Source organism: Cupriavidus sp. 05L411, assembly GCF_056398045.1.
In genome coordinates this window covers 1-26969 of sequence record NZ_JBFTOQ010000054.1, presented here as the reverse complement: position 1 = coordinate 26969, position 26969 = coordinate 1, and the positions used below count along the sequence as shown (strand labels likewise).

Genomic DNA, 26969 nt, shown 5'->3' with positions numbered 1-26969 from the left:
GGCGGTTCTCCTTAATTCACGCGACGGGATACGCCTTGCCAATACGGCTCGCGCACCAGTTTGCGAGCGAGCTTCCCGCTCGCGTTCTTAGGCAGTTCGGTGACGAAGTCGATGGTTCGCGGCGACTTGTAATCGGCAATGCGCGCGCGGCAGTGCGCGATAAGGTCTTCCGCGGTGCCTTGCCGGCCGGGCCGAAGGGCAACGACGGCCTTGACGCTTTCGCCCCAGGTGTCGTCGGGCACGCTGATCACGCAGGCTTCCATCACATCGGGATGCTGGTAAAGCGCGGCTTCGACCTCGGTCGGATAGACGTTGAAGCCGCCGGAGATGATCATGTCTTTCTTGCGGTCGACCAGGTAGATGTAGCCTTCTTCATCCACCCGGGCCAGGTCGCCGGTGCGCAGCCATCCGTCCACCAGCACTTCGCGCGTCAGCTCCGGCTCGCCCCAGTACCCATGGAAGACATCCTCGCCGCGGATCACCAGTTCTCCGATGTCGTCGCCGGCCACTTCGCAGCCCTGCTCGTCGACCACGCGCACCTCCGTTTCGCCAAGCGCCCGCCCGCAGGAGGCCAGCCGCTCGGGCCGGTGCGCCAGTGCGTGGGCATGATCGGCGGTGGAGAGGCGGGTCACGCCGGAGGTGGACTCGCTCGCGCCATAGCCTTGCGACAGGATGGGGCCGATGCGCTCCCACGCCTCGCGGATGCGCGCGGGCGCCATCGGCGCGGCGCCGTAGGCCAGGGTCTTGAGGCTGCTCAGGTCCGCGCTGGCCAGGGTTGGCTCGGTCAGCAGCATATTGATCATGGCCGGCACCATGAACACATGGGTGACGCGCAGCCTGGCCACCTCCGCCAGGAAATGCGCGGGCTCGAACTTGTCGAACAGCACCAATGTTGCGCCGGTGTACAGATACGGCTGCATCAGCATGCCGGAGGCGTGGGTGATGGGCCCGATCAGTGCCAGGCGGTCACCGGGCCGTGCCGGGTTGTCCATGCTCAGCAGCATCTTGCGCAGCGCAGCCAGGCGGTTGCCGTAGCTCTGCATGGCGGCCTTGATCTTGCCCGTGGAACCCGAGGAAAAATGCAGGACGGCGAGGTCGTCGGGCTGCGGCGCGATGTCGAGCGGTGCTGGGCTCGCGCCTGCGAGCAGGGCCTCGTAATCGCCGTAGCCGTCCGCGGGTTTGCCAATCGCGATGAACGTTTCCACTGACGCGAAGCCCGCGGTTTCCGGCGAGTAGCCGGTATAGCCAGGTCCGGCAAACAGGATGCGCGGCGTGCAGTTCTCGGCCACATCCGATGCCTCCGCCGCCGTGAAGCGCGGATTGAGCGCGGCCTTGACGAGTCCGGCCTTGTACAGGGCGCACTCGATTTCGACCAGCTCGGGTCGGTTGCGTGACTGAATCGCCACGCGATCGCCCCGGGTGAGGCCGAGGGCCAGCAACGCATTGGCGAGGCGGTTCGAGCGCTCGTCCAGTTCGCGATAGGTCAGCACGCGGTCGTTGTAAAGCACGGCGGCGTGATCCCCCCAATAGCGCGCCGCGCGGCGCAGGAAGAAAGCGAATCCCATGGGTTGTCTCCTTGAAGGTTCTTCGCCGTAGTCTGTAAGATGCGGGGCATCACTACAATGCTGTACCGGCTATAAAGGCATAACCAACGGGAATGCAACGATGGAGACGAGAGATCTTGAATATGTGCTGGCCGTGGATGCGCACGGCGGCATCGGCCGCGCCGCGGAGTCGCTGGGCATCAGCCAGCCGGCCCTGACCAAGGCGGTGCAGCGCGTGGAAGCGCAGATCGGCCTGCCCTTGTTCGAACGCACGGCCCATGGCATGACCCCGACGCAGGCGGGCATGCAATTCATGGTGCGGGCGCGCCGCATCCGGCTGGAGTTCGACGACGCGCTCAAGGAGATGCAAGGCATCCGCACCGGCGAGCAGGGCATGTTGCGCCTGGGCTATTCGCCTTCGATCCCCAATGCCCTGGTGCTTGACGCCTGCCGTCAGCTGCTGCGGGAGCGGCCGGTTGCCCGGCTGCGGCTGCGCCGGCTGCTGGCGCGGGACCTCATGGAGCTGCTGCTGGCGGGCGAGCTGGACCTTGCCATCGCCCCCACGCCGAGGGAGCGCGCCAGCGAGTTCGCGGTGGAAGAACTGTTCGACGACCGGCTGGTGGTGGTGGCCGATGAAGCGCACCCGCTGCAGCGCCGCCGCAAGCTGACCCTTGCGGATCTGGCGGGCCAGGACTGGCTGCTGCCCGGGCCGCATATCATCCTGCGCCAGCAGGTAGACGCGGCGTTTCGCAAGCAGGGGCTGGCCGCCCCGAACCTGCGCATCGAGACCGATTTTGGCAGCTCCTCGCTCTTCGACCTGATGCGCGGCACGCTGATGCTGAGCATATCGGGCACGAACTCCAATGCGGTGACGACCGGGCTGCGCCCGCTCAACCTGGGGCTTGAAGAGCTGGATCTGCGCCGGCGCGTGGGCGTGATCACCCGGGCCGGCGCCTATCTCTCGCCGCTCGCGCAGCGCATGACGGCGCTGGTGCGCGAGCAAGGCGCCTGAGCTGCCCGGCTATGCGCCACCGCCTGCGGCCGCCGGGGCCACGGGGGTGAAAGGGGCGCGGAAATGATCGACCAGGAAATCGATGAACGCGCGCGCCCGCGCGGTCTGGTCGCGCTGGCCCGGATAGTAGACGAACAGGTCGGCCGGGGGCAGGGCGGCGTCGGGCAGCACCAGCCGCAAGCGCCCGCTCTCCAGGTACTTGGCCAGATCCCACTCGGAGCGCATCAGGATCCCATGCCCGTCGAGCGCCCAGCCCAGGACGATGTCGCCATCGTTGCTCGACAGCGTGCCATGTACCCTGACCATCTCGCCTTGGGTCCCTGCCATGAAGCGCCATATGCCATGTGCGTCGTCGTTCTGGCGATGGATGATGCAGCGGTGATTGGCCAGCTCGGCCAGGCTCGCCGGGGTGCCATGCCGCTCAAGGTAGGCGGGTGACGCGCACAGGAAGCGCCGGTTCGACATGATGCGGCGCGCGTTGAGGCGGCCGTCCGGCAGGGCGCCGAAGCGGATTGCCAGGTCGAAGCCGCTCTCCACGAGATCGATTGCCTTGTCGGTGACTTCGCACTGCACCTCCACGAACGGGTAGCGCCTGGCGAATTCGGAGACGAGCGGGGCGATGGTCGTCCGGCCGAAGCCGAGCGTGGCGTTGATGCGAAGCAGCCCGCGCGGCTCGGCACGGCTGCTGGAAATGGCATCCTCCATCTCGCGCAGCTGGGCAAGGATCTGCGTGGCATGCGCAAGGTAAATCTCGCCCTCGCGCGTCAGGCTGGTGCAGCGGGTGGTGCGGTTCACCAGCCGCGCGCCAAGCCGTTCTTCCATTAGCGCGAGCCGCTTGGTGGCTGCCGGTGGCGTCAGGTTCAGCGCCCGCGCGGCGGCCGAGAGATTGCCGTGTCTCGCAATCAGCACAAAGAACTCGAGGTCCGAGGTGATATCGGTTTTCACTGATGGAGAAGAGTGATGGGTGTCCCGGTGGATTTTAAGCGGGTTATTGCCGCCCGGAGCCGCACCGGTATTAACCATAGGTGAATAGTGAAATGCGTTCTGGCGAAACTCAGCCATGCGCCGCCTCGCTACGCTGGAGCCTTCCTACCACTCAGCGCACGCACCGCGTGCCACGCTCCAGGAGACGCTCCAATGAAAATCGTGGAAATTCGCGAGAAGACGGTGCCCATCAGCTCGCCGATCCGCAACGCCTATATCGACTTCAGCAAGATGACGCTGAGCCTCGTCGCCGTGGTGACCGACGTCATCCGCGATGGCAAGCCCGTCATCGGCTATGGCTTCAATTCCAATGGCCGCTATGGGCAGGGGCTGCTGATGCGCGAGCGGTTCATCCCGCGCGTGCTCGAGGCGGACCCCGCAACCCTCATCGACGACAACGGCACCAACCTCGATCCCCACAAGATCTGGGCGGCGATGTTCACCAACGAGAAACCGGGCGGCCACGGCGAGCGCTCGGTGGCGATCGGCACCATCGACATGGCGGTGTGGGATGCGGTGGCAAAAATCGAGGGCAAGCCGCTGTTCCAGTTGCTGGCCGAGCGCTACGGCGACGGCAAGCCGGAGCGCAAGATCTTCGTCTACGCGGCGGGCGGCTACTACTACCCGGGCCAGGACCACGGCAAGCTCAAGGATGAGATGCGCAGCTATATCGATCGCGGCTATACGGTGGTCAAGAAGAAGATCGGCGGCGCCTCGCTCGACGAGGACCTGCGCCGCATCGATTCGATTCTCAGCGTGCTGCAGGATGGCCAGAAACTCGCCGTGGATGCCAACGGGCGCTTCGACCTGGACACCGCGATACGGTATGCGAAAGCCCTCTCGCAATACGATCTGTTCTGGTACGAGGAGCCGGGCGATCCGCTCGATTTCGAGCTGCAGGCCACGCTGCGCAACTACTACGACAAGCCGATGGCAACGGGCGAGGACCTGTTCTCCATGCAGGATGCGCGCAACCTGATCCGCTATGGCGGCATGCGTCCCGACCGGGACTGGCTGCAGTTCGACTGCGCGCTGAGCTACGGCCTGGTGGAGTACCTGCGCACGCTGGACATGCTGTTTGAGCACGGCTGGTCGCGCACGCGCTGCATTCCGCATGGCGGCCACCAGATGTCGCTCAATATCGCGGCCGGGCTTGGCCTTGGCGGCAACGAGTCCTATCCGGACCTGTTCCAGCCCTACGGCGGCTTTCCCGATGGCGTGACGGTCGATAACGGCTACATCACCATGCCGGACCTGCCGGGCATCGGATTCGAAGGCAAGGCCGACCTGTATCGCGCCATGCAGGCACTGGCGGGCGGATGACAGCCCATAGGCCGGCCTGCCGGCCTATGTTGCGTACAGAATACAAATCCTTGGGAAATTTCTTACTGTCGTTGAGCTGGCATCCTGCTTTGTGATAAAAAAGCGAACCATTCTCATTTGTATTCGTATTCTCATTTGAAGATGGATTGGCGCTTCGCACCACACTGCAGCCCAGGTTCCCGCCAGACCCAACCTTCCCAAGGACGTTTCCGCCGATGTTTAATCACCGCCGCTTGCCGCTGCGCGCCGCCGCATGCCAGGCAATGCCCCGCCTTTCGCCTATTGCCAGCGCTGTATTTGGCCTGACCGTCGCGTTCGCCACGCTGCCGGCTGCCAGCCTGGCGCAGACCGCCACGCCGGCAGCCACGCAAGCCGATGCCACCTTGCCAGTGGCCACCGTCAAGGCCGAGCGGCTGACCGAGCCGGCCAAAGTGGAGAGGATTGGTGGTGGGGCGCTCGGTGGGCGCAAGCCTGTCGACACGCCGTTCTCGGTGGTGGCGGCAAGCAGCGAGGAGATCCAGGACCGCATGGCGCAGACCGCCAGTGACGTGTTCAAGTACGATCCCGCGGTGTCCATCCTGGGCGAGAACGGCCGTACCGAAAACTCCTATTTCGCCGTGCGCGGCATGGCCGTCGACCTGCTCAACGGCACCAAGGTTGACGGCCAGAACTTCGTCTCCTGGAACACCGACCTGCCGCTGGAACCGTTCGAGCAGGTAGAGCTGCTCAAGGGCCTGTCGGGCTTCATGTACGGCTTTGGCAGCCCCGGCGGCATCATCAACTATGTGGTCAAGCGCCCCACCGACGAGCCATTGCGCCAGTTCACCGTGGGCTACCAGGCCAACAACGTGTGGAGCGAGAAGATCGACCTGGGCGGGCGCTTCGGGCCGGACCAGCGCTTTGGCTACCGCCTCAACGCGGCCCATGAAGAAGGCCGCACGGCCGATCCGGGCGTGCAGCTGCGTCGCGATGTGGTATCGCTGGCCGCGGATTTCCGCATGACGCCGGACCTGACATGGAGCGCTGACGTGATGTACTGGAAGCGCAAGACCAACGGCACCCTGTTTGGCCTGGGGTTCGACGCCAGCCTGCCGGTCGCCGATGCCAGCAAGGTTTCGCGCCGCTTCGTCCAGCCCTACAGTTTCCACGAGACCGAGACCACCACGGTGGGCACCGGGGTGGACTACCGCATCAACGACAAGTGGAAGACCAGCTTCAAGTACCGCTTCGCGCGCGAGAGCCGCTTCAGCGGGGACAGCTACATCTTTGTCAACGATGCCGCCGGCAACTTCTCCGACACCCAGTACAACTGGAAGTCTGCGTTTTACTACCAGGCTTATGACGGCATGGTGCAGGGCAGGTTTTCCACCGGCAGCATTCAGCACGACGTGGTGTTCGGCGTGGGCTACCAGTCCCAGGTGCGCGTCAACGATGCAGGTGTTGGCGCCAACGACGGCATCTTCCTGGGCGAGAACAATCTCTACAATCCCACGCTGCTGACCAACCAGGCTTCCGGCCTGGTGTACGTACCGTACCGCGACTACAAGATCACGCAGAAATCCGTCTACGCCAGCGACACCATCCAGCTCACCCAGCGCTTCTCGGTCTTGGCCGGCCTGCGCTACACCGATTTCAGCCAGGACAATTTCGACAGTTCGGCCAATGTCACGGCGAGCTACAGCGCCAAGCCAGTCACTCCCACCGTGGCCCTGATGTTCAAGACCGACAATGATTCCACCGCTTACGTCAGCTATGTGGAGTCGCTTGAGCAAGGCGGCTCGGCCAGCAACACCAACGCCAACTTCCCGCAGACGTATGGCCCGCTCAAGAGCAAGCAGTATGAGGTTGGCTACAAGACCGAGCGCCGCGACTGGGGTGCCAACGTAGCGCTGTTCCGCGTCGACCGCGGCTATGAGTACACCAACACCGCCAACGTCTTCGTGCAGGACGGCACCCAGCGCTACACCGGCCTGGACACCAGCGGCTGGGTGCGCGTGGCGCGCGACTGGCGGGTGATGGGCGGCGTGCTGTGGCTCGACACCAAGGCCACCGGCATCGACGATCCCGCGGTCAACGGCAAGCGCATCTATGCCACCCCCAGCTACATCGTCAGCGGCCGCGTGGAGTACGACGCGCCCTTCCTGCGCGGCCTGACGCTGGCGGCCGGCGCCAAGGTCACCGGCGCCATGTGGGTGAATGCGGCCAATACCCAGTACGTGCCGTCGTACACCACCGCGGACCTCAGCGCCAGGTACACCACGCGCTACGCTGGCAAGACGGTGACGTTGCGGGCCGCGGTCAACAATGTGTTCGATCGTCGCTACTGGACTACCACCTACGGCGGCTTTGTGTTGCCGAGTGCGGCGCGCACATTCCTGGCAAATGCCACTGTGCAGTTCTAAGAGGATGGGGGCGCGGCGCATGCCGTGCGACGACGCTCTTGCCTCTACCGCCCGCTTGCCCTGTCAGGCTCGCCGCGAGCCTGCTGGATGCGCTTCAGCTTTCCCTGCAGCTGCACGATGCGGGTCTCCCACAGGCCGATGGCGCAGTTCATGTCGACCTGCCCGCCTCGCGCGCAATCCGTTGCCGGCGGTCATCCCGCCAGCGGATCCAGCGCCGTTCGTCGTCCCTCACCTGGATGAATTCGGCGCTGTTCAGGAAGAAACGCAGATTTTCGTAGATGGCCCCCAGCCGTCCATCCGCGTCGCCAAGCCGGCGGTCATTGCAGATCAGATTCTCCGGCCCGGTCCTGGCGTTGCCGCAGTTGAAGCTCGGCGGCAGCATCGCCGCTCCCGCGTTGTACGGCGCCGCCGCCCGGCGCCATCAGGGAGGAAAACATGATTGAGCACCTGCTGTTGCCGCACCGTTGTCGCCGGCACAGAACCGGGCGACCGCCGCGCCGATCGACTCAGCCATCGTCTGCCTGTAGGCCGGATCGCCAAGCCGGGTTTCCTCGGCGCGGTTGACGATCACCCCGGCTTCGAACAGCACCGCCGGCATCTTCGTGGTAGCCAGGACCTTGAGTGCATCGAACCTGTAGATGCCCAGACCCGGGTCGACCAGTTCCCTGTTCTCGCCTTCGATCCGTTCGGCATGGTGCAGGGTGGGGCGCAGGCACTGCTTGTGCAGCTCGGACCCCAGCACGCGCGCGAACCGCAGGCTTTCGTCTGGCTGCTGGTTTTGGCCGGAGTAAAAGATCGAGTAGCCGCTGAAGTCGTCGCTGTAGCGCTGCGGCCTGGCCTCGTAGGTCCATGCGGAAAGATAACGCGGCTGGACCGAGTCGTGATGGAGCGACAGGAACAGATCCGCCCCGCGGCGATTCGCCAGCTCGGAGCGGTCTGTCAGCGAGATATCCGCGCCGCGCTCGTTGGTCAGCAATACGTTGGCGAACCCCATGCCCGCCAGCACCGGCACCAGCGTTGCGGCGAGGCGCGTATTGAACTCGAACTCGGGCACGCCGCGCGCGCTCGTTGCGCCTGGGTGGCTGGCTGTATGTCCCGCATCAATGGCAATCACGAAACGGCTCCTGTCGCACTGTTGCGATGCCGGGCTTGCCGGGAGCGACAAAGCCAACGCCAGGCCGGCGAACACCAGCCGGGCCAATCGCACCGGAGTCAGAGACTGCATAGCTTGCATAGGCGCTAAAACCTGCGCTAAATCGATAGGCCCACGATTCTATCGGGTCGCCGTCGGCCTACGCCATCAACAGCAATGCCGCGCCACAGCCCGCCAGCGCCACCGTCCACACCCGGTCCAGGTTGATCCAGCCGGTGCGCAGGAAACCCACGCCGATGCGGTCGTATACCAGCAGCGCCACGGTGCCGATGGCAAGCAGCATGGCCAGCGTGTGAAGCCCGAGCGCCAGCAGCGCTGGCATGAGCGGTCCGCCTGCCGCCGGTGCGCCGGCGGCGCGGCACAACGGCAGCAGCACCGGCACCAGCATCAGCCCCGCGCCGTGCGTGCCCGCCATCAGGAACGACCATAGCGCCAGCCCGGCCATGCCGGCCTGCATGCCTACGCGGGGGCGCTGGCGATGGCCGCGCAGCGCATGCCAGGCAGCCCAGCCGATCAGCACCGCGCCGCCGGCGCGCGCCAGCCATTGGGGATCTAGCAGGCTGCCAAGCGTGAGCGTGGCGGCCAGCACCAGGGCCACCGCGATGGCGTGGCCGAGCGCGATTGGCAGCAGCGCCAGCAGCACCACCTTGCGCCGCCCCCGATGCAGCCCTAGCGCCACGGCAAACAGCCAGCCCATGGCGGGATTGACACCGTGGAACAGGCCCAGCGCGGCGATGGCCAGCCACGGCCACCAGAGCGGCCACAGGGCGGACCACTGCGTGGCGAACTGCGTGCCCAGCGGCACGCCTGTGGTGGCGAACATGGCGGGGGCGCTATGGCGCGGGTTATGGCGTTGGTTATGGCGTTGGTTATGGGGTGGGTTATGACGTCATGCGGCTACGGGAAGCAATACGAATCCGACGAGCAATCCCCGCCTTCCAGCCTGACCTGGTGCGGGCGATGGCCCGCCGGCCAGCGTAGGAAGAACCGTGGGTCGAAGCGGATGCCGCCTTCGGGCGCGGCGTCGAGCTTGACCATCCAGCCCTCGATGCCCTCCGGATAGAACTGCGCATCGACCGCGCCGTAGAGCGAGTTGGTGAAGTAGATGCGCCGCCCGTCGCGGCTGACCTCCACCATTTGCGGGCCGCCGTTGAGCGCGGCGCCACCTGCGCCTGGATGCGTGGCGTGCGAGACGATGCCGCCGATGCGCACGCAGCCGGTCTGCCTGGGCGCGAACGGGTCGGAGACGTCGTACTGCAGCAGGTCGCCGGTGCCCCAGCAGGACACGTAGAGGAAGCGGTCGTCCATCGACAGGTCGATATCGCTGACCAGCGGCGGCACCGCCTTGAAGCCCTTGAGGATGGGCGGCAGCAGGTCGGGGTCCGCCGCCTCCGCTGGGATATCGATGATCTTGCGGATCGCCCATTTGCCTTCGTCCCGATACCAGACCCAGATGGATGAGGACAGGTCCTTCAGACTGATCACGCAGTTGACGAAGCCGTACGCCTTGGTGGGGTCGTGCGCGGGGCGCAGCTCGAACACGAGCTGGTATTCCTCGCCGAAGTCGATCTCCTGCAGGTGCTTGCGCTTGGTCATGTCCCAGAAATGCAGCCGCCTGCCGTAGCGCGAGCCGAGCAGGATCTCCGGCACCAGGCCATCCTCGATCATGTCCGGCGTGCCCCATTCGCTGGTCACCAGCGTGTCGAAGCCAAGGTGCCACCAGCCGTCATAGGCAAAATGCTGCGGGCCGCGCTCCACTTCCCATTGCCCGAGCGGATCAAAGCCCTGCTGGTCCAGCAGCATGATGCCGCCCGGCCCCTTGCCCTCTGCGTTGCCCAGCGCGGTCACGTAGATGCCGCCGGGGCCGCAATGCACGGTATGCGGGCGCGAGTAACCGGTGCGCTCGGCCAGCTCGCCCGGCTCGATGATCTTGGCAATGGCTGGCCGCAACGGATCAGGCTTGGTGTCGATGATGTAGATGCGCGACGAGCGCAGGCCCGGCACCACCAGGTAGCGCCGCTCCATATGCGGGTGCGGGGCGTTGGGGCACAGGCAGGACGAGCAGGCGTTCCAGCCGAAGTGATGCAGTTCGTCGCCCGCGTTGGGCACCATGACCTGGCCGACGATGGTGCCGTAGGCTTTGGAGGCGGGATCGACGTCGACTACGGCAATGCCGTCAGGCTGGGTACGCGTGGGATCGAACATCGCCACATAGGCGAGTGCTTCGGGCGGCGCCTTTGCTGCCAGGCGCGGGGAGGGGTAAAAGCTCGGGTCGGGCTTCCAGGTCGCCATGGTGCATCTCCTTGCGCCACCACTGGCTTTGAACTATAGGACACATCGCGGTCGACGTCGGACATCGGGGCCTGGCGCAGGCATGCTCCCATGGTTGCATCCTGGCGCTACGCCTGTCTCCTGGCCAGGGACGCGGCCGGCCCGGCCCGGTAGCTATACGCCAGCGCCAGCAGGATGAAGATCGGAACGGCAAGGCACCAGTACGACGCCTGCACATAGGCATACGCGCCTGACACGGCGCCGGCCGCGAATGCAGCGATGGCGGGGACCATCTTGCGCAGCCGGTTCTTCGCCGCGGCCACCTTGTCGGCCGAGGCGCTGCGCAGCTCGACCAGGTCGATGATGACCTGCGTGCTGTTGCCCGTCATGATGGTGGTCGGCACATGGTCGGTCAGCACGATCCGGGATTGCGCGTTCTGGACCGCCATGGCGGCCACCCCCAGCATCCCGGTTGCAATGGCCGATGGCATGTCGGGCGAGGCCATGGGCGAGGCCACGCAGCCCGCCAGCATGAAAGCGGCAAGCAACAATCCCTGCGTGACCAGCAGCGGCGGCAGCGGTGGCCTGCCGCGCGCCTGCATGGCATCGACGGCGATCTTCGTCGCCGCCACCGATAGCGCGAACACCGGCAGCGCCAGCAGCTTGGCCAGCACGCCACCGGTCGCGTGCGCGAGCGCCACCCCGAGCATGACAAAGTTGCCGGTGACGTGCGCGGTGAACAGGCCGAACAAGGCGATAAAGCCGACCACATCGACGTAGCCCGCGACCAGGCTGAGCATGGCGCCCTTGAACACCTGGCTGGCGATTGCCTGCGGTTGCGTGGGCGGCGAGGACTGTGGCGTGGTCTGCATGGCGGGGTTCATGTTTGTGAAGAAGAGGGCGCTCGCCCGTACTACAGCATAGGACGCGCGGGCCTGTCCAATTGCAAATGTCCTTGATTTTTCCAGAACCCGGCCCATAATGCAAACGTTTGCAAAAAACGGAAACCAGAGATGAATATGGAGACGACACTTGCCCCGAGGCTCGGCCGCGGCCTGTCCGTGGTGGACGACGAACACACGCTGAGCCAACTGGTCAAGCAGGCGATGCGCGATACCACCAACCCGCGCCTGCGGGAGGTCGTCGACGCGCTGGTCGATCATCTGCACGCGTTCCTGAGGCAGGTGCGGCCCAGCGATGAGGAGTTCGAGTTCGGGCTGCGCTTTGTCGCGGCGCTAGGCCATGCGACCAACGCAACCAACAACGAGGTCGTGCTGGCGGCCGATGTGCTCGGGCTGTCAACGCTGGTGACGCTGATGAACAACGGCATCACCGATGGCCGCACGCCGGGCGCGCTGCTGGGCCCGTTCTATCGCGGCGGCGCGCCGGCTTACGCGTGCGGGGATTGCGTGGTGCAAGGCGAGACGCCGGGGCTGCCATTGTTTGTGAGGGGGCAAGTGCGCAACACCGCCGGCGAGCCCCTGGCCGGCGCGCTGGTGGAAGCGTGGCAGGCTTCGCCGGTTGGCCTCTACGACAACCAGGACCCCGCGCAACCGGACAAGAACCTGCGCGGCGCCTTTCGGACCGATGCGCAAGGCCGCTTCCATTTCCGCTCGGTGCGCCCGGCGGGCTATCCCGTGCCGACGGGCGGCCCCGTCGGCCAGCTGCTGGCCGAACAGAACCGCCATCCGTACCGCCCGGCGCACATTCATTTCATCGCCGCGGCACCGGGTTATCGCACGCTTGTCACGCAGGTATTCGCCGACGATTCCGAGCACCTGGAGTCGGACGTGACCTTTGGCGTGCACCGCGAACTGGTGGGCCATTTCCGGCGCGTGGACGAAGGCAAAAGCCCATGGGGCGGTTTCCCGGCGCCGTTCTACACGCTGGATTTCAACTTTGTGCTGGAGCCGGGCGAGCAGACCTTCCCGACGCCGCCGATCGACTGATTACCGACCACGGAAGAACTGACGATGACGATTCAACAACAAGTTTCGACGCCGCAACTTGGCGGCAAGGTTGCCGTGATCCTCGGCGGCACTGGCGGCATCGGCATGGCGACGGGCCGCAAGCTTGCAACCCTGGGCGCCAGCGTGGTGCTGGTCAGCCGTAATGCGCAGACTTGCGCGCGAGCGGTGGCCGAACTGCCGCCGGGCAACCATCTCGCGGCGGTGGCGCAGATCAGCGATACCGCCTCGCTCGTGCGCCTGGCCGATGACGTGCAGCGCAAGTACGGCCGCATCGACATGCTGGTCAACAGCGCGGGCTTCACCAAGGCGATAGCGCATGCCGACCTCGACGCGCTGGACGATGCGCTGATCGATGAGATGTTCGCCGTGAACTGGCGCGGCCAGTTTGCCGCGATCCGCGCCATGGCGCCGCACCTGAAGGCCACGGGCGAGGGGCTGGTGGTCAACGTGGGGTCCATCGCGGGGCGCACCGGCATGGGCAGCAACGTGGCGTACTGCGCGGTGAAGGCAGGGCTCGACATGATGGCCATATCGCTGGGCCGCGCGCTGGCGCCCGAGATCCGCGTGCTCAACGTATCGCCCGGCGTGGTCGACACCGATTTCGTGCCCGGGCGCGACAGCGCCTTCAACGAGCGCGCAGCCAGGACCACGCCGCTCAAGCGCATCGGCAAGCCGGATGACGTCGCCGATGCCATCGTGGCCTGTGCCACGTCGCTGCGCTTTTCCACCGGCACCACCATCGTGGTCGACGGCGGGCGCCAGCTTGGTTGATCCCGCCCCCGACACATTGTTCCAGGCAGCAAGACACCAACACGTTCACCATGCATAGCAGAAAGACCATCATTACCTGCGCCGTCACCGGCAATATCGTTACCCCAGCGCAACATCCCGGCCTGCCGGTGACGCCGGCGCAGATCGCCACGGCGGCGCTGGAGGCGGCCGAGGCGGGCGCGGCCGCAGCCCACATCCATGTGCGCGACCCCGAGACCGGGCGCCCATCGATGGCGCTCGAGTACTACGCCGAGGTGATCGAGCTGATCCGCAAGCGCAACAAGGCGCTCATCATCAACCTGACCACCGGCCCGGGCGGGCGCTTCGTGCCGGGCGAGGACGAACCCCGCAACGCCGCCCCGGGCACCACCCTGGTCCGCCCGGAAGTGCGCGTCGCGCATATCGCCGCGCTGCGCCCCGATGTGTGTTCGCTGGACCTCAACACCATGAATTCCGGTGCGGACGTGGTTATCAACACACCCCGGAACGTACGCAAGATGGCGGCCATCATCCGCGAGGCGGGCGTCATGCCGGAGCTTGAAATCTTCGACTCCGGCGACCTCAACATGGCGCGCGACTTCATCCAGGAAGGCGTGCTGGACGGCCCCGGCCTGTGGACCTTCGTGCTCGGCGTGAAATACGGTTTCGCGGCCACGCCGGAGACCTTGTTCTACGCGCGCAATATGCTGCCGCCGGGCGCGCACTGGTCCGCCTTCGGCGTTGGCCGGGCGGAGTTCCCGATCGTGGCGCAGGCGTGGCTGGCGGGCGGGCATGTCCGGGTTGGCCTGGAGGACAACATCTACCTGGAGAAGGGCGTGCTCGCCCCGGATAACGCGGCGCTGGTCGCCAAGGCGCGCGACATCATCAAATCGCTGGGCGGCGCGCTGGCGTCGCCACACGAGGCCCGGGCCACGCTCGGCCTGCGGGCGGCATGAACGATCAGGCCAGCACATACATAAGCACATACATAAGCACATACACAAGCACATACACTTACACAAACAACACATCATCATGAACACTATCCGCGTCTCCCAGAAGGCAGCGAACATCGACGCGCTGCAACTCGAGTTCGTCGGCATTCCCAAGCCCGTGCCAGGCTCCGGCCAATGCGTCATCGAAGTCGCCAGCGCGGGCGTCAACCCGAGCGATGTCAAGGCCACGCTGGGATTGATGCCGCACGCCGTATGGCCGCGTGTGCCGGGCCGCGACTACGCCGGCGTGGTGGTGGACGGCCCCGCGCACCTGCTGGGCAAGGAAGTCTGGGGCAGCGGCGGCGAGCTTGGCATTCGCCGCGATGGCACACACAGCCGCTACCTGACGCTCGACGTTGCCGCGGTGCGCGAGAAGCCCGCCAACGTGACTTTGCAAGAAGCCGGCGCGGTTGGCGTGCCCTTTGTCACCGCCTATGAGGGCCTGCGCCGCGCCGGCCTGCCGAAGGCGGGCAGCGTGGTGCTGGTGTGCGGCGGCAACGGCAAGGTTGGTCAGGCCACCATCCAGATTGCCACGGCGCTGGGCGCGCGCGTCTTCGCCGTGGAGCGCGAGGCCGGGCCGTTTCGCGGCCACGCCAGCAGCACCGTGCGCATGCTGGACGCCAGCCGCGACAACATCGCCGAAGTGGTGCGCAACGAGACCGACGGGCACGGCGCGGATATCGTCTACAACACGGTTGGCAGCCCGTACTTCGAGCAAGCCAATAAGGCCATGGCGATCGGTGCCGCGCAGATCTTCATCTCGACCATCGACCGCGCCGTGCCGTTCGACATCTTCGCCTTCTACCGCGGGCAGCATACGTATGTGGGCATCGACACGTTGGCCATGGACAGCATCGCTTGCGCGGCGGTCTTCGATCAGCTCGGCCCGATGTTCGCGGCCGGGCAGCTCAGGCCCTTCCCGGTGCACGCGGACTACACCTTCGCGCTGGCGCGCGCCGCCGAGGCTTACCGTACGGTGCTGCAAGGCGCCTCGGAACGTGTGGTGCTGATGCCATGAACACGACCCGGTTCGCTGCCGCGCCGGCCTATTTCCCGCCCGGCCACGAGGGCATGCGCTGCCTGCGCCTGCAGGGGTTTGAGGCCGGGCCGTCGGCGGCGCTCTGGCTCGGTGTCTCGGTGATCCTGCCGGGCGGCCATACCGGGCTGGATGCCTCGCCCATGGAAAAGCACTATGTGGTGCTGGAGGGGGAAGTCACCATCAGCACCGGGGCGCAGGTCGTGCATCTGTCGCAGTACGACTCGGTCTGCCTGGCGCCGGGTGAAGCCCGCAAGGTGGAGAATCCGGGCAACCGTCCCGCCATGCTGCTGCTGGCCATGCCGTACCCGCCTTGAACTTTTACTTTGATTGCAAACGTTTGCATATGCTTCAACTTGACCAGACGGACGCGCCGCGCCGCGAATCCGCAATAGGGGAAGAGAGATATGGGAAATGCCTGGAAGCATAGGAGGCACCGGTGGCCGGTCCTGATGGCTGGCGCCGGGGCGCTCGCCGTGGTGGCAGTGTGCGGGTCCGCGCATGCGCAATCCACGGTGACGGTCTATGGGCGGCTCAACACCAGCATCGAGTATTCGCGAGCCAGCACCGCCACCAACGGCGCCGTACTGGGCGGCACCGGACGGCTGACCAATAACCGGTCGGTCTTCGGCTTGCGGGGCGAGGAGGGCCTTGGCGGTTCACTCAAGGCAATCTGGCAGATCGAGAGCAACCTGTCGATCGATAACGGGGCCGGGCAGATTGCGGGACGAAACTCTCGCATTGGATTGAGCGGTGATTACGGTACTTTTTTCATGGGGCACTGGACCACGCCCTACACCGAAGCCACCATGGAATACGACCCCTATTACCCGACCACCGCCGGGTATATGGCGCTGATCAGCAACGGCTCGGCATCGACCACCAACAACATCCAGGACACGCACTCCTTCGATCGGCGCGAGCAGAACATCGTGCAATACCGCAGCCCGGAATGGAGGGGCTTGCGCGCGGGCGTGGGCTGGGGCGTGCCCGAGGAAAAGCTCACCACGCCGCGCAACCCGGCGCTCTACTCGTTCGCCACCACCTATGACCGCGGGCCGCTCAACGTGGCGCTGGCCTACGAGATTCACCAGCACTACCAGACGGCGGGCCGCAACGACGATGCCATCAAGGTGGGCGTGTCCTACCAGTTCGCCAGCACCAAGGTCTCCGCCCTGTATGAGCGGCTGCACTACCGCACCGCCACGGGCGACCTGACGCGCAACGGCTACTACACCTCGGTGGTGCAAAAGCTCGGGCCCGGCAGCATCAGGCTGGGTTTCGCGCTGGCCAGCAATGGCGCCGGCAATGCCACCGAGACGGTGGGGTTCTTTCGCAGCGGCGCGCAGACCGGCGCCACCCAGATCACGGTCGGCTATGACTACCCGCTGTCAAAGCGCACCGCGCTCTTTACCTACTACAGCCGCATCAACAACCAGAAGAACGCCATCTACGACTTCGCCATCAACAGCCTCGGCGTTTCGGCAGGCGCCGATCCGCAGACCTTTGCGCTAGGCATGCGCCACAATTTCTAACCCTCGAACCTGACCATCGCGCCGCCCAGCCCGGCCGGACCACGATCCGGCCGGACCCGAGGCGGCGGAGGAGACAACCGTGATTCGAAACATCCTGCTGAGCGCCACCCTCGCGGTGAGCGCCGTGGGCGCGCTCGCCCAGCCGCCCCAGTATCCCGCCAAGCCGATCCGCCTGGTGGTGCCATTCTCATCCGGCAGCGCGACCGACATCCTCGCCCGCATCGTCGGCAACAAGCTGGGCGAATCCGGCCGCTACCAGATGATCGTGGAGAACCGGCCCGGTGCGGGCGGCACGCTCGGCGCCGGGCTGGTCGCCAAGGCCGCGCCGGATGGCTACACCCTGATCCTGGTATCGGTCGGGCATGCCATCAATGCCACGCTTTATCCCAAGCTGTCGTACGACACCGTCAAGGACTTCGCGCCGGTGACGCTGGTGGCGACGGTGCCCAACGTGCTGGTGGTGAGCAGCGCCAGCAAGCTGGGTTCGGTCAAGGATGTGGTGGCAGCGGCCAAGGCCAAGCCTGGCACGATGAACTTTGACTCCGCCGGGTCCGGCAGCTCGACCCACCTGAGCGGGGAGTTGTTCAAGATGGAAGCCGGCGTGGATATTGCGCACATTCCCTACAAAGGCACGGGCGAGGCGCTGACCGATGTCATGGCGGGCCGTGTCGACCTGATGTTTGCGCCCACTGTCTCCGCCATGCCGTTCGTGCGCCAGGGCAAGCTCAAGGCGCTGGCGGTCACCACGCCGAAGCGGGCTGCCGCCTTGCCCGATATCCCGACGGTGGCGGAGTCGGGCCTGCCGGGCTACGCCTTCGAGTCATGGTTCGGCGTGCTGGCGCCAGCGGGCACGCCCAAGGAGATCGTGGCCGCGCTCAATGGCGAGATCGCCAAGGCGCTGGCCGCGCCGGAGGTGCGCGAGCGGCTGTCGGTGCAAGGCGCCGAAGCGCGCACGTCCACGCCGCAGGAGTTCGAGCGCTACATCAAGGCAGAGATCGCCAAGCTGGCGCCGGTGGTGCGGCAGTCCGGCGTGCAGGCCGGGCAGTAGGAGGCGCGCGGGGAGGTTGGCAGGCAAGCGGGCCCGGCGCGTGCGTCTTCGCTTAAAATGGCATGTTCTCACTCACCGCACACCAGCCCCCCTGCCCGCATGGACCAGCGTAAGCGCATTACCCTGAAGGACCTGGCGGCGAAGGCGGATGTCCATTACTCCACCGTTTCCCGGGTGATGAATCCCGCCACGCGGCACCTGGTCGCCGATGAGGTGGCTGAGCGCATCCTGCGCATGGCCGACGAGCTGGGCTTCCGCCCCAACCGCATCGCCGCCGGGCTGCGCACCAAGCGCTCCGGGCTCATCGGCGTGGTGCTGCCGGATATCTCCAACCCCGTGTTCCCGCCGATCCTGGCCGGGCTCGAGGGCGTGCTGGCCTCGCAGGGCTATGTGCCCATCGTGGTCAATGTGGGCGCCGACAAGACGCGCCAGCGTTTTGTCATCGACCAGATGATGGGCCGCCAGGTCGACGGCCTGATCCTGGCGACCGCCGAGCGCGAGGATGCCGTGCTGGACTACTGCGTCAAGCAGAACATCCCCGTGGTGATGGTCAATCGCGGCGAAGATCTCGGCCGGGTGCCCTGCGTGGTGAGCGACAACCTGCTCGGGATGCGGCTCGCCGTCGATCACCTGGTGGCGCTCGGGCATCGCCGCATTGGCCATATCGCCGGGCCGGACTCGCTGTCCACTGGCCACCAGCGCAAGCAGGGTTTTATCGATGCGGTGCGGCGCAACAAGCTGCGCAAAAACGAATGGATGATCGTGGAAGCGGCAAGCTACGGCCGCGAAGCGGGGCGCGAAGCCTGCCGCGCGCTGCTGGCGCAGTTTCCCGCGCTGACCGCGATCGCCGCGGGCAACGACCTGGTGGCGCTGGGCTGCTATGACTACCTGCGCGAGGCCGGAATTGCATGCCCCGCGCGCGTCTCGGTGATCGGCCACAACGATATGCCCTTTGTCGATGCGCTCACGCCTGCGCTCACCACCATCCGGATTGCCGTTCACGAGATGGGCGTGCAGGCGGCGACGCTGCTGCTGGCGCGCATCGAGAACGCGAAGGCCGAGGCTGCCAGCGTGGTGCTCCGCCCGGAGCTGATCGTGCGCGGCTCGACGGCGCCGCCGGCGCACTAGGCGGCACGCGCAGGCGTGCAACCCGCATCTTCCGGGAATCGCGCCGGTGGTCAACTACACATCCTTGTAGTGGGCACGGTCCATCGGCTTCAAAGCCATGCGCAGCAAGGGCTGCAGGCCATTTTCGAATTGTGCGGATCCGGCGCGGCGGCGTTTTCAGCCTTGATCTTTCGGTGCTTTCATCCACAATGCAAACGATTGCAATATCGACGCGAGGCAGCCGGAATCAGCCGGACTTGTGAGGCTGGCGAGGTGTCCTTTGCATGGATTCACGCCCCGGTTACACCCAGGGATGGGCTGTGCACACCCCTGGACAATGGCCGGCCTCATGCGGATAGGGAAGAATCGCGCTGCCCGCCAGGCAGGTTGGCGCATCTCGCGTTGCCGTTTTTTTCCGGAGTTTGAGAATAGAGGATTCAAATGATCGTCGCATGCCTTTTCTCCAGGTGCCGGGCATAGGACGCGGCATGGCGATATCCGGCGGCTATCCCAGTCCCGGCGGCGCGTGGCTCGTCGATGACGGCGTGGTGCTGGTCGTTGATGATGACGCGGCCTTGCGCGATGGCATTGCCAGCCTGTTCCGCTCGATGGACATCCAGGTCAGGACCTTTGCCTCCGCGGCCGAGTTCCTGTGCTTTCCGATTCCCGATGTGCCGTGCTGCCTGGTGCTGGACGTGCGCCTCAGGGGCGCCAGCGGGCTGGAGCTGCAGGCCATGCTGGCCGCGGTGGGCTGCCCGGTGCCGGTAGTGTTTATCTCCGGCCACGCGGACGTTGCCATGTCGGTCATGGCGATGCGGGCCGGCGCAACGCATTTCCTGACCAAGCCGTTCCGCGACCAGGACCTGCTCGATGCGGTGACGGAAGCCATCGGCAGGGACGTGCAGCGGCGCGCTTGCGAACGGCGCGGGCGCGAACTGAAGGCTGCGTTCGAGACGCTGACATCGCGCGAGCGTGAAGTCATGGTACTGGCTGCGGCGGGCCTGATGAACAAGCAGATTGCCGACGACGTGGGCCTGAGCACGGTCACGGTCAAGATCCACCGCGCGCAGGCCATGAAGAAGATGGGCGCGCGGACCTTTGCCGACCTGGTGGTGATGGCGCACGTGCTTGGCCTGACCAACGCGGCGGCGCAGGTGTGATCACGATGCGCAGACCCTATTCCCCGCGTCATTCGCTGCGCAAAGGCAGCTTGGGCAACGCCCGTGCGAGGCGGCGCGGCCTGCATGAAAGCGAGGCCTCCCTGGCCGAGGGCCAGCGCATCAGCAAGACCGGCAGCTGGCAATGGTGGCCGGCGCGGCGCGAGATGCGGTGGTCGGCGGAGATGTACCGGCTCTTCGGGCTCGACCCCGCGCCTGGCGCACCGGGCATGCACACCTTGGTGGCGATGATCCATGCCGGCGAGCGTGCCCGCGTGCTCGCCGGCATGGCCCGCGCCTGCAAGGAGGGCACGCCGTTCCAGCAGGAGTTCCGCATTCTGTGCCACAACGGCGAAGAAAAGCACCTCATCTGCGTGGGACAGCCGCGCCGGGGCAGCGAGCACAGCCTGGGCTTTGTCGGCACCGTGGTCGATATCACGGAGCGCCGCCGCGCCGAGGAAGTGCTGCGCGTGGCGCAGGCGGAACTGGCGCATGTGTCGCGCGTCGCCGTGCTGGGCGAACTGACGGCATCCATCGCGCACGAAGTCAGCCAGCCGCTGGCGGGCATCATCACGTATGGGGAAGCCTGCCTGCGCTGGCTGGACCGGGCGCAACCCAACCTGGAGGAGGCGCGCAGCGCGGTGCAGCGCATGATCAGCGAGGGCCGGCGCGCCAGCGCCGTCATCGGCCGCACGCGCGCGCTGGCGGCCAAGGGCGCACCGCAGCGCGCACCCGTGGACCTGGGCGCCGCCCTGGCGGAATCCCTGGCGCTGCTGATGCCCGAAATGGGCAACCAGGGCGTGGCGGTGTCCGCCCATGTGGTGCCGGGCTTGCCGGCGGTGCTGGGCGATCGCATCCAGCTGCAGCAGGTGCTGATCAACCTCCTGCTCAATGCCATGCAGGCCTGCGCGGCGGTGCCAGCCGGCCTGCGTTCGATCCTGGTGCGGTGCGAACGGCTCGGCGCCGCGCCGCCGCGGGTGCTCTGCACGGTGCAGGACACGGGTCCGGGCATCGCGCCGGCGAACATCCCGAACCTGTTCGACGCATTCTTTACCACCCGGCCCGAGGGCCTGGGCATGGGCTTGTCGATCTGCCGCTCGGTGGTGGAGTCGCACGGCGGGCGCATCTGGGTTGACGAGCAGCCGGGTCCGGGCGCCACATTCCGTTTTACGCTGCCCGTACGGGAAACGCGCTTATGATTGGCGTCTGACAGATGCCATCCCGCAGCAGGAGCGGCGGTTTTCACACATGCGTTCTCCCGATATTTCGCTTGGCGCCGCGATTCCCGCGGATGCGCCCTCCGCCCTGGCCATGCTGCTTGGCGACATCGACCGTGCCCAGGATATCGAGGCGCTGGCGGGCGCCGTCTGCACCGCCGCCAGGCTGCTCGGGTTCAATCATTTCTATCTGCGCTACAAGGGGCTGCCGGGCTCCGGCGCGGCCCATGCCGGTTCGCTGACCAGCCTGCCTGGCGGCGCGAGCCTGCCGCTGGAAGCCCACGGCGAGGCCCTGGCGGCGCTGGTGGTCAAGGCGCGCGATTCCCTGGGGCCGGTAGTGTGCAGCAGCGCGGAACCCCTGGCGCGGGCCCCCGATGACGCGGCGCTGGCGCGGGCCGAGCTGGACCGCCGGCTGACCGCGGCCATTGCCTTTTCCGCCAGCATGCCAAGCCACGAAATGGGCACGCTGGCGCTGCTTTCGCTCGATGGCAACGCGGGCGACGACGAGGCCGCCGTCTGCCGTGCGCGCCTGTTCGGCCCGGCCGTCACGCAAGCCGTGCTCGATCGTTTCTGCACGATCGCGCGCGGGCGCGCCGAGCCGGCGGTGTCGTTGACGGCGCGGGAGCTGGAGGTGCTGCGTTGGGTGGCGCTGGGCAAGACTTCCTGGGAGGCCGGGCAGATCCTCGGTATCTCCGAGCATGGCATTTCCCACCACATGCGCAACGTAATGCGCAAGCTGGATGTGGGAAACCGCTTGCAGGCGGTGCGCACGGCGATTGCCCTGGGGCTGCTGCCAGGCGAATAGCGCGGCCGGCGCGGCCAGGGGCGCCCGCGCGATCCTGCGCGATCCCGTGCCATCCAGCCCGGCGTTATTCGCCCACCGGCGCCATAGCCACCTGCCAGCGCGGCGGGCTGCCGATGCTGGCGCTCAGGTGCTCGCAGAACGCCCGCACCTTGGCGCTGGCGCGCGGCAGCGCGCGCAGCAGGTAGATGCCGGTTTCCGGTTGCGGGGCCAGCCCATCCATCTCCAGCTCGATCAGGCGGCCATCGCCGATATCGCCGCCGATCGACCAGTCCGGCATCAGGGCAATGCCCAGCCCTTGCAGCACCGATAGCCGCCGCGCATCGCAGTCGTCGCACTCGAAGGCGAACATGGCCTGTTGCGCGACGTCGCTGTCCAGCAACTCCCGCCAGCCGCGCATGCTGGTGCTGTGGCGGCGGTCGATCAGCCGGTGGCTGCCCAGCTCGCTGGCGTGCCGCGGCTTGCCATGGCGCGCCAGGTAAGCCGGAGAGGCGCAGATCACGTAGCGCTGGCTGGCCACGCGCTGGGCGATCAGGCTGCTGTCCGCCTGCTGGCCCACGCGGATCACCAGGTCGATGCGCTCCACCACGGGGTCGACGATGCGCTCGGTCAGGTCCAGCTCGATGGCCAGGCGCGGATACTTGTCATAGAGGGCGGCCAGGTGCGGCACCACGTGGCGCCGGCCAAAGGCGGGCAAGCAGCTTACGCGCAGCAGGCCGCTCACGCCCTGCTCCAGCGAGGTGACCTCGCTGCGCGCGTCGGTCATGTCGTGCAGGATCTTGACCGCGCGCTCGAACAGCAGGTTGCCGGCGTCGGTGCGGACCAGCGCGCGGGTGGAACGGGTAAACAGCGCTACCTGCAGCTCGTTCTCCAGGGAGTCGATCTGGCGGGCCACCGATGAGGCCACCATGCCCTTGCGGCGGGCCACGGCGGAAAAGCTGCGCGCCTGCGCCACCTCGACAAAGATCGAAAGATTCTCCGCAAATTTTGCCGATTCCATTTGTGCGTCCTGTGCAAAGGCGTTTCGCGGCCGGACCGGATTGCCCCGGCCGATGCGACAGGTTAGCATCGAATCCACGCCTTTCGCCCGGGCTATCTTCGCAATTTTGGCAAAAGCACGCCATCGTGCACCTGCCTTGGCGTGCACGATGGCGAGGCGCGGTCACCGCAACAGGAAGAGACAAAATGACAACAAGACTGGAGACAAGCCATTCCGATCAACCCCACGCCGCACGCGGCCAGGCGCTGCTGCGGCGCCTGGCGGCCACCGCCGCGCTGGCGCTCGGCCTTGTTGGCGGCGCCAACGCGCAAACCTACCCAGCCAAGCCGGTCACGCTGATCATCCCGTTTGCGGCCGGCGGCACGGTCGACAAGGTGGGCCGCATGGTCCAGGAGGACTTTCGCGGCCGCCTTGGCCAGACGGTGGTCATCGAGAACCGCGCTGGCGCGGGCGGCACCATCGGCACCGGCGCCATCGCCCGCAGCGCGCCGGACGGCTACACGGTGGGGATGATCTTCGACTCGTTCGCCACCGAATCGTCGATGTACCCCAAGCTGCCATACGCGCCAGAGCGTGACCTGACCGGCGTGTCATACATGGTGCGCTCGCCCATGGTGCTGGTGGTGCCGGCCAGCTCGCGGTTCCAGACGCTGCAGGATTACGTGGCTGCCGCGAAGAAGCCGGCTACCGTTTCCTATGCATCGGTGGGTGCCGGCAGCTCCAACCAGCTGGCGGCCGAGTTGTTCCACGAGACCGCGGGCACCAGCGGCATCCACACCCCTTACAAGGGCGGCGGCCCGGCCATCTCGGATCTGCTTGGCGGCCACGTCGATTCGATGATTGCCAGCCTGCCGCTGGTGCTGCCGCATATCCAGGGCGGCAAGCTGCGCGCGCTGGCGGTGACCTCGCCCAAGCGCGATGCGCACCTGCCCGCGGTGCCGGCGATTGCCGAGACCTACAAGGGTTTCGAAGTCTATTCGTGGGTCGGCATGATCGCACCGGCCAAGACGCCGGAGGCCATCCTGAACCGGCTGGCGGCGGACATGAGCGTTACCCTGCGCGACCCCAAGGTGGCGCAGCGCCTGGCCGACGGCGGCTTCGAGGTGGTGGCGGGCGGCCGGCAGGAGATGAATGCACTGGTCAAGAGCGAGTCGCAGCGCTGGTCCCGCGTGATCAAGAGCCGCAATATCGTGGCCGACTGAGCATCGCATCATGAAATCCTTCATCTACCAAAGTCATCCGCAACGCGTGGTGTTTGGCGCCGGCGCGCTGGCCCGGCTCGGCGCCGAGGTCGACGCGCTGGGCGCGCGCCGCGTCCTGGTGCTGTCCACGCCAGGCCAGCGCGGCCAGGCCGAGCATGTGGCGGCCCTGCTGGGCGAGCGTGCCGCGGGCGTCTTCGACGGTGCCGTGATGCACGTGCCGATCGAATCCGCGCGCGCTGCCCGCGAGCAGGCCGCGCGCCTGGGTGCGGATGGCGCGGTGGCGATTGGCGGCGGCTCCACCATCGGGCTGGGCAAGGCCATCGGCCTGGAGTCGGGCCTGCCGATCGTGGCGGTGCCAACCACCTATTCGGGTTCCGAGATGACGCCGATCTTCGGCCTGACCGAAGGCGGCATCAAGCGCACTGGCCGCGACGCGCGCGTGCTGCCGCGCACCGTGGTGTACGACCCCGAGCTCACACTCGGCCTGCCGCTGATGCTGAGCGTGACCAGCGGCATCAACGCCATCGCGCACGCCGCCGAAGGGCTCTACGCGAGCGATGCCAATCCCGTCACCAGCCTCATGGCGCGCGAAGGCATCGCCGCGCTGGGCCGTGCGCTTCCCGCCATCCGCCAGGCGCACGCCAGCGGCAGCGCGCCGGACATGCTGGCCGCGCGCAGCGATGCGCTGTATGGCGCGTGGCTGTGCGGCAGCGTGCTGGCCAACGTGGGCATGTCGCTGCATCACAAGCTGTGCCATACGCTGGGCGGCAGCTTCAACCTGCCGCACGCCGAGGTGCACACCATCGTGCTGCCGCATGCGCTGGCCTATAACGCGAGCGCCGCGCCGGAGGCGATCGCCACGGTAGCATCGGCGCTTGGCGCGGCGAGCGCGCCACAAGCGCTGTTCGATCTGGCCCGCGACAATGGTGCACCGGTTGCGCTGCGCGATATCGGTATGCAGGACTGCGATCTGGATCGTGCTTGCGAGCTTGCCTTGCTGAACCAGTACCCGAATCCGCGCCCGCTGGAGAGGGCGGCGATCCGGCAGTTGCTGCAGGATGCGTTTGATGGGGCGCGGCCTGCAGCATGATGCATGGGGGCCGCAATCAGTGCGCCAGCGCCGCCACGCGCTCACCCACGTATTCACCCATCGCCAGCGATGCCGTCAGCCCGGGCGACTCGATGCCAAACAGGTTGATCAGGCCGGGAATCCCGTGCTCGCTCGCGTCTTGCACGATGAAGTCGGTCGCACTGTTGTGCATCGACGAGCCCGGGCCGGCCAGGCGCGGGCGGATGCCGGTGTAGCCGGGCTGCAGGTCGCCGTCGCGCAGGGCGGGGTAGTAGCGGCGCACGGCCTGGTAGAACACCGCTTCGCGCGATGCGTCGAAGCTGTAGTCCACGCCGTCGCGCCAGTCCAGGTCGGGGCCGAACTTGCACTGCCCGCCCAGGTCCAGCGTAACGTGCGCGCGCAGCGCGCCTTCGCGGCCAGTGGGATAAACCAGGCGGCGAAAGGGCGAGGGGCGGGCGAGCGTGAAGTAGTGGCCGATGGCGTAGTAAAGTGGCGGGATCTTGCCGGCAGGCATGCCGGCGATGGCCGCGGCCACGCGCTGCGCGCCGAGGCCGGCGGCGTTGATCACGGTGCCGCACAGCAACGCCATCGGCTCTGCCCCGCCCACCTTCAGTACGATGCCGTCCGGCGTTGGCCGTCCCGCCAGCACGGGGCTGTTCAGCGCCAGCGCCGCGCCGTGGCGCTCCGCGTCGCCCAGGTAGGCCAGCATCAGGCCGTGGCTGTCGACGATGCCGGTGGAGGGCGACAGCAGCGCGCCCGCGCACGCCACCTCGGGCTCCAGGTCGCGGGCCTCGTCAGCGCCGACGAGGCGCAGGTCGGTGACGCCTTGCGCGGCGCCGAGCTGCACGTACTTCTGCAACTCGGGAATGTCGGCCTCTTGCACCGCCACGATCAGCTTGCCGATGCGTTCATGGCCGATGCCGCGTTCGGCGCAGTAGGCGTATAGCGCTTGTTTGCCGGCTACGCAGAGCTTGCCCTTCAGCGATCCCGGGGCGTACGAGATGCCTGCGTGGATGACTTCTGAGTTGCGGGCGCTGGTGTGGGTGCCGAAGGCGTTTTCGGCTTCCAGGATGATGACTTCGCGGCCGGCGGCGGAGAGGGTGCGGGCGATGGCTAGGCCGGTGACGCCGGCGCCGATGACGGCGCAGTCAACTTGTTCCATTTTGGTTTGGTTTGGTTTGGTTCTGGTTGATGGGGGATTGGGTTGTTGGTTGTAACTGCAACTGCTTGAAGTCAAAGGCAGCTGCAGTTTCACCACCCCTGCGGGGCGGCGACCTACTTTTTTGTCTTGCCAAAAAAGTAGGCAAAAAAGGCGCGCCGGGGTACGACTCACTCACATAGGTAACACTTGAGTTCAAGCACATAGGTAACAGTTTTCTACGCTGCATGGGC

The 26969-nt window shown here is 66.6% G+C and carries 26 protein-coding genes; 16 read left to right on the top strand and 10 right to left on the bottom strand.

The annotated features are described in order from the left end of the window. Positions 1-11: 11 nt before the first annotated feature. Positions 12-1565, bottom strand: coding sequence for an AMP-binding protein (locus tag AC1DQR_RS35415; RefSeq protein WP_416050867.1), 1554 nt, complete (start codon positions 1563-1565; stop codon positions 12-14). 100 nt (positions 1566-1665) lie between these two features. Here AC1DQR_RS35415 and AC1DQR_RS35410 point away from each other — a divergent pair, with 100 nt between their 5' ends. After that, complete coding sequence (locus tag AC1DQR_RS35410) at positions 1666-2556, top strand: LysR family transcriptional regulator (protein WP_416050866.1); 891 nt, start codon at positions 1666-1668, stop codon at positions 2554-2556. A gap of 9 nt (positions 2557-2565) precedes the next feature. Here AC1DQR_RS35410 and AC1DQR_RS35405 read toward each other — a convergent pair whose 3' ends face one another. Then, positions 2566-3501: a LysR family transcriptional regulator gene (locus AC1DQR_RS35405; protein WP_477134722.1), complete on the bottom strand. Its 936-nt coding sequence runs from the start codon at positions 3499-3501 to the stop codon at positions 2566-2568. A gap of 192 nt (positions 3502-3693) precedes the next feature. On the opposite strand from AC1DQR_RS35405, the gene AC1DQR_RS35400 reads away from it, so the two are divergent. Beyond that, positions 3694-4863: a mandelate racemase/muconate lactonizing enzyme family protein gene (locus tag AC1DQR_RS35400; protein WP_416050864.1), complete on the top strand. Its 1170-nt coding sequence runs from the start codon at positions 3694-3696 to the stop codon at positions 4861-4863. A gap of 263 nt (positions 4864-5126) precedes the next feature. Continuing rightward, positions 5127-7265, top strand: coding sequence for a TonB-dependent siderophore receptor (locus tag AC1DQR_RS35395; RefSeq protein ID WP_477134721.1), 2139 nt, complete (start codon positions 5127-5129; stop codon positions 7263-7265). Positions 7266-7413: 148 nt separating this feature from the next. Here the strand turns inward: AC1DQR_RS35395 and AC1DQR_RS35390 are convergent, their stop codons facing one another. From AC1DQR_RS35390 to AC1DQR_RS35370, 5 genes are all read right to left on the bottom strand, one after another. After that, on the bottom strand, positions 7414-7647 hold the full coding sequence (locus AC1DQR_RS35390) for a lysozyme inhibitor LprI family protein (RefSeq protein ID WP_416050862.1): 234 nt from the start codon (positions 7645-7647) through the stop codon (positions 7414-7416). 39 nt (positions 7648-7686) lie between these two features. Next, complete coding sequence (locus AC1DQR_RS35385) at positions 7687-8454, bottom strand: N-acetylmuramoyl-L-alanine amidase family protein (protein ID WP_477134720.1); 768 nt, start codon at positions 8452-8454, stop codon at positions 7687-7689. Positions 8455-8557: 103 nt separating this feature from the next. Next, complete coding sequence (locus tag AC1DQR_RS35380; protein WP_416050860.1) at positions 8558-9241, bottom strand: hypothetical protein; 684 nt, start codon at positions 9239-9241, stop codon at positions 8558-8560. 74 nt (positions 9242-9315) lie between these two features. Beyond that, positions 9316-10710 (bottom strand): selenium-binding protein SBP56-related protein, encoded by a 1395-nt coding sequence (locus tag AC1DQR_RS35375; RefSeq protein ID WP_416050859.1) that lies wholly within the window; start codon positions 10708-10710, stop codon positions 9316-9318. A gap of 107 nt (positions 10711-10817) precedes the next feature. Then, positions 10818-11561 (bottom strand): YoaK family protein, encoded by a 744-nt coding sequence (locus AC1DQR_RS35370; RefSeq protein WP_416050858.1) that lies wholly within the window; start codon positions 11559-11561, stop codon positions 10818-10820. A gap of 147 nt (positions 11562-11708) precedes the next feature. Here AC1DQR_RS35370 and AC1DQR_RS35365 point away from each other — a divergent pair, with 147 nt between their 5' ends. From AC1DQR_RS35365 to AC1DQR_RS35315, 11 genes are all read left to right on the top strand, one after another. Beyond that, on the top strand, positions 11709-12638 hold the full coding sequence (locus AC1DQR_RS35365; protein ID WP_477134719.1) for a dioxygenase family protein: 930 nt from the start codon (positions 11709-11711) through the stop codon (positions 12636-12638). 24 nt (positions 12639-12662) lie between these two features. Further along, on the top strand, positions 12663-13430 hold the full coding sequence (locus tag AC1DQR_RS35360) for an SDR family NAD(P)-dependent oxidoreductase (RefSeq protein ID WP_477134718.1): 768 nt from the start codon (positions 12663-12665) through the stop codon (positions 13428-13430). Between the two features lie 50 nt (positions 13431-13480). Further along, positions 13481-14365 (top strand): beta-keto acid cleavage family enzyme, encoded by an 885-nt coding sequence (locus AC1DQR_RS35355; protein WP_477134717.1) that lies wholly within the window; start codon positions 13481-13483, stop codon positions 14363-14365. 79 nt (positions 14366-14444) lie between these two features. Further along, positions 14445-15422, top strand: a complete 978-nt coding sequence (locus AC1DQR_RS35350; protein WP_416050855.1) for a quinone oxidoreductase family protein — start codon at positions 14445-14447, stop codon at positions 15420-15422. Next, positions 15419-15757, top strand: a complete 339-nt coding sequence (locus tag AC1DQR_RS35345) for a cupin domain-containing protein (RefSeq protein WP_416050854.1) — start codon at positions 15419-15421, stop codon at positions 15755-15757. Before AC1DQR_RS35350 ends, AC1DQR_RS35345 begins: the two co-directional genes overlap by 4 nt. Before the next feature lie 135 nt (positions 15758-15892). Further along, a complete protein-coding gene (locus AC1DQR_RS35340; RefSeq protein ID WP_416050853.1) occupies positions 15893-16975 on the top strand; it encodes a porin in 1083 nt (360 codons plus the stop codon). A 79-nt stretch (positions 16976-17054) separates the two neighbouring features. Then, the gene (locus AC1DQR_RS35335; protein WP_416050852.1) at positions 17055-18023 is read left to right on the top strand and encodes a tripartite tricarboxylate transporter substrate binding protein; all 969 of its coding nucleotides are present in this window, start codon (positions 17055-17057) and stop codon (positions 18021-18023) included. 99 nt (positions 18024-18122) lie between these two features. Beyond that, positions 18123-19151: a LacI family DNA-binding transcriptional regulator gene (locus AC1DQR_RS35330; RefSeq protein WP_416050851.1), complete on the top strand. Its 1029-nt coding sequence runs from the start codon at positions 18123-18125 to the stop codon at positions 19149-19151. A gap of 467 nt (positions 19152-19618) precedes the next feature. Next, positions 19619-20290 carry a response regulator transcription factor gene (locus AC1DQR_RS35325; protein ID WP_477134723.1) on the top strand — a complete coding sequence of 224 codons (672 nt, stop codon included), beginning with the start codon at positions 19619-19621 and terminating at the stop codon, positions 20288-20290. Positions 20291-20295: 5 nt separating this feature from the next. Further along, entirely contained in the window at positions 20296-21486 is a 1191-nt protein-coding gene (locus AC1DQR_RS35320) for a PAS domain-containing sensor histidine kinase (RefSeq protein ID WP_416050850.1), read from the top strand. 49 nt (positions 21487-21535) lie between these two features. Next, positions 21536-22309, top strand: a complete 774-nt coding sequence (locus AC1DQR_RS35315) for a helix-turn-helix transcriptional regulator (RefSeq protein WP_416050849.1) — start codon at positions 21536-21538, stop codon at positions 22307-22309. Between the two features lie 64 nt (positions 22310-22373). On the opposite strand, the gene AC1DQR_RS35310 is transcribed toward AC1DQR_RS35315, so the two are convergent. After that, positions 22374-23306 (bottom strand): LysR family transcriptional regulator, encoded by a 933-nt coding sequence (locus AC1DQR_RS35310; protein WP_416050848.1) that lies wholly within the window; start codon positions 23304-23306, stop codon positions 22374-22376. Between the two features lie 185 nt (positions 23307-23491). On the opposite strand from AC1DQR_RS35310, the gene AC1DQR_RS35305 reads away from it, so the two are divergent. Then, entirely contained in the window at positions 23492-24508 is a 1017-nt protein-coding gene (locus tag AC1DQR_RS35305; protein ID WP_477134716.1) for a tripartite tricarboxylate transporter substrate binding protein, read from the top strand. 10 nt (positions 24509-24518) lie between these two features. Further along, positions 24519-25598: a maleylacetate reductase gene (locus AC1DQR_RS35300; RefSeq protein WP_416050846.1), complete on the top strand. Its 1080-nt coding sequence runs from the start codon at positions 24519-24521 to the stop codon at positions 25596-25598. Positions 25599-25614: 16 nt separating this feature from the next. Here the strand turns inward: AC1DQR_RS35300 and AC1DQR_RS35295 are convergent, their stop codons facing one another. Both AC1DQR_RS35295 and AC1DQR_RS35290 read right to left on the bottom strand, forming a co-directional pair. Then, a complete protein-coding gene (locus AC1DQR_RS35295; protein ID WP_416050845.1) occupies positions 25615-26739 on the bottom strand; it encodes an NAD(P)/FAD-dependent oxidoreductase in 1125 nt (374 codons plus the stop codon). Then, a partial coding sequence (locus tag AC1DQR_RS35290; RefSeq protein WP_477134715.1) for a hypothetical protein occupies positions 26726-26969 on the bottom strand: 244 nt, incomplete at its 5' end. The genes AC1DQR_RS35295 and AC1DQR_RS35290, both read right to left, overlap by 14 nt.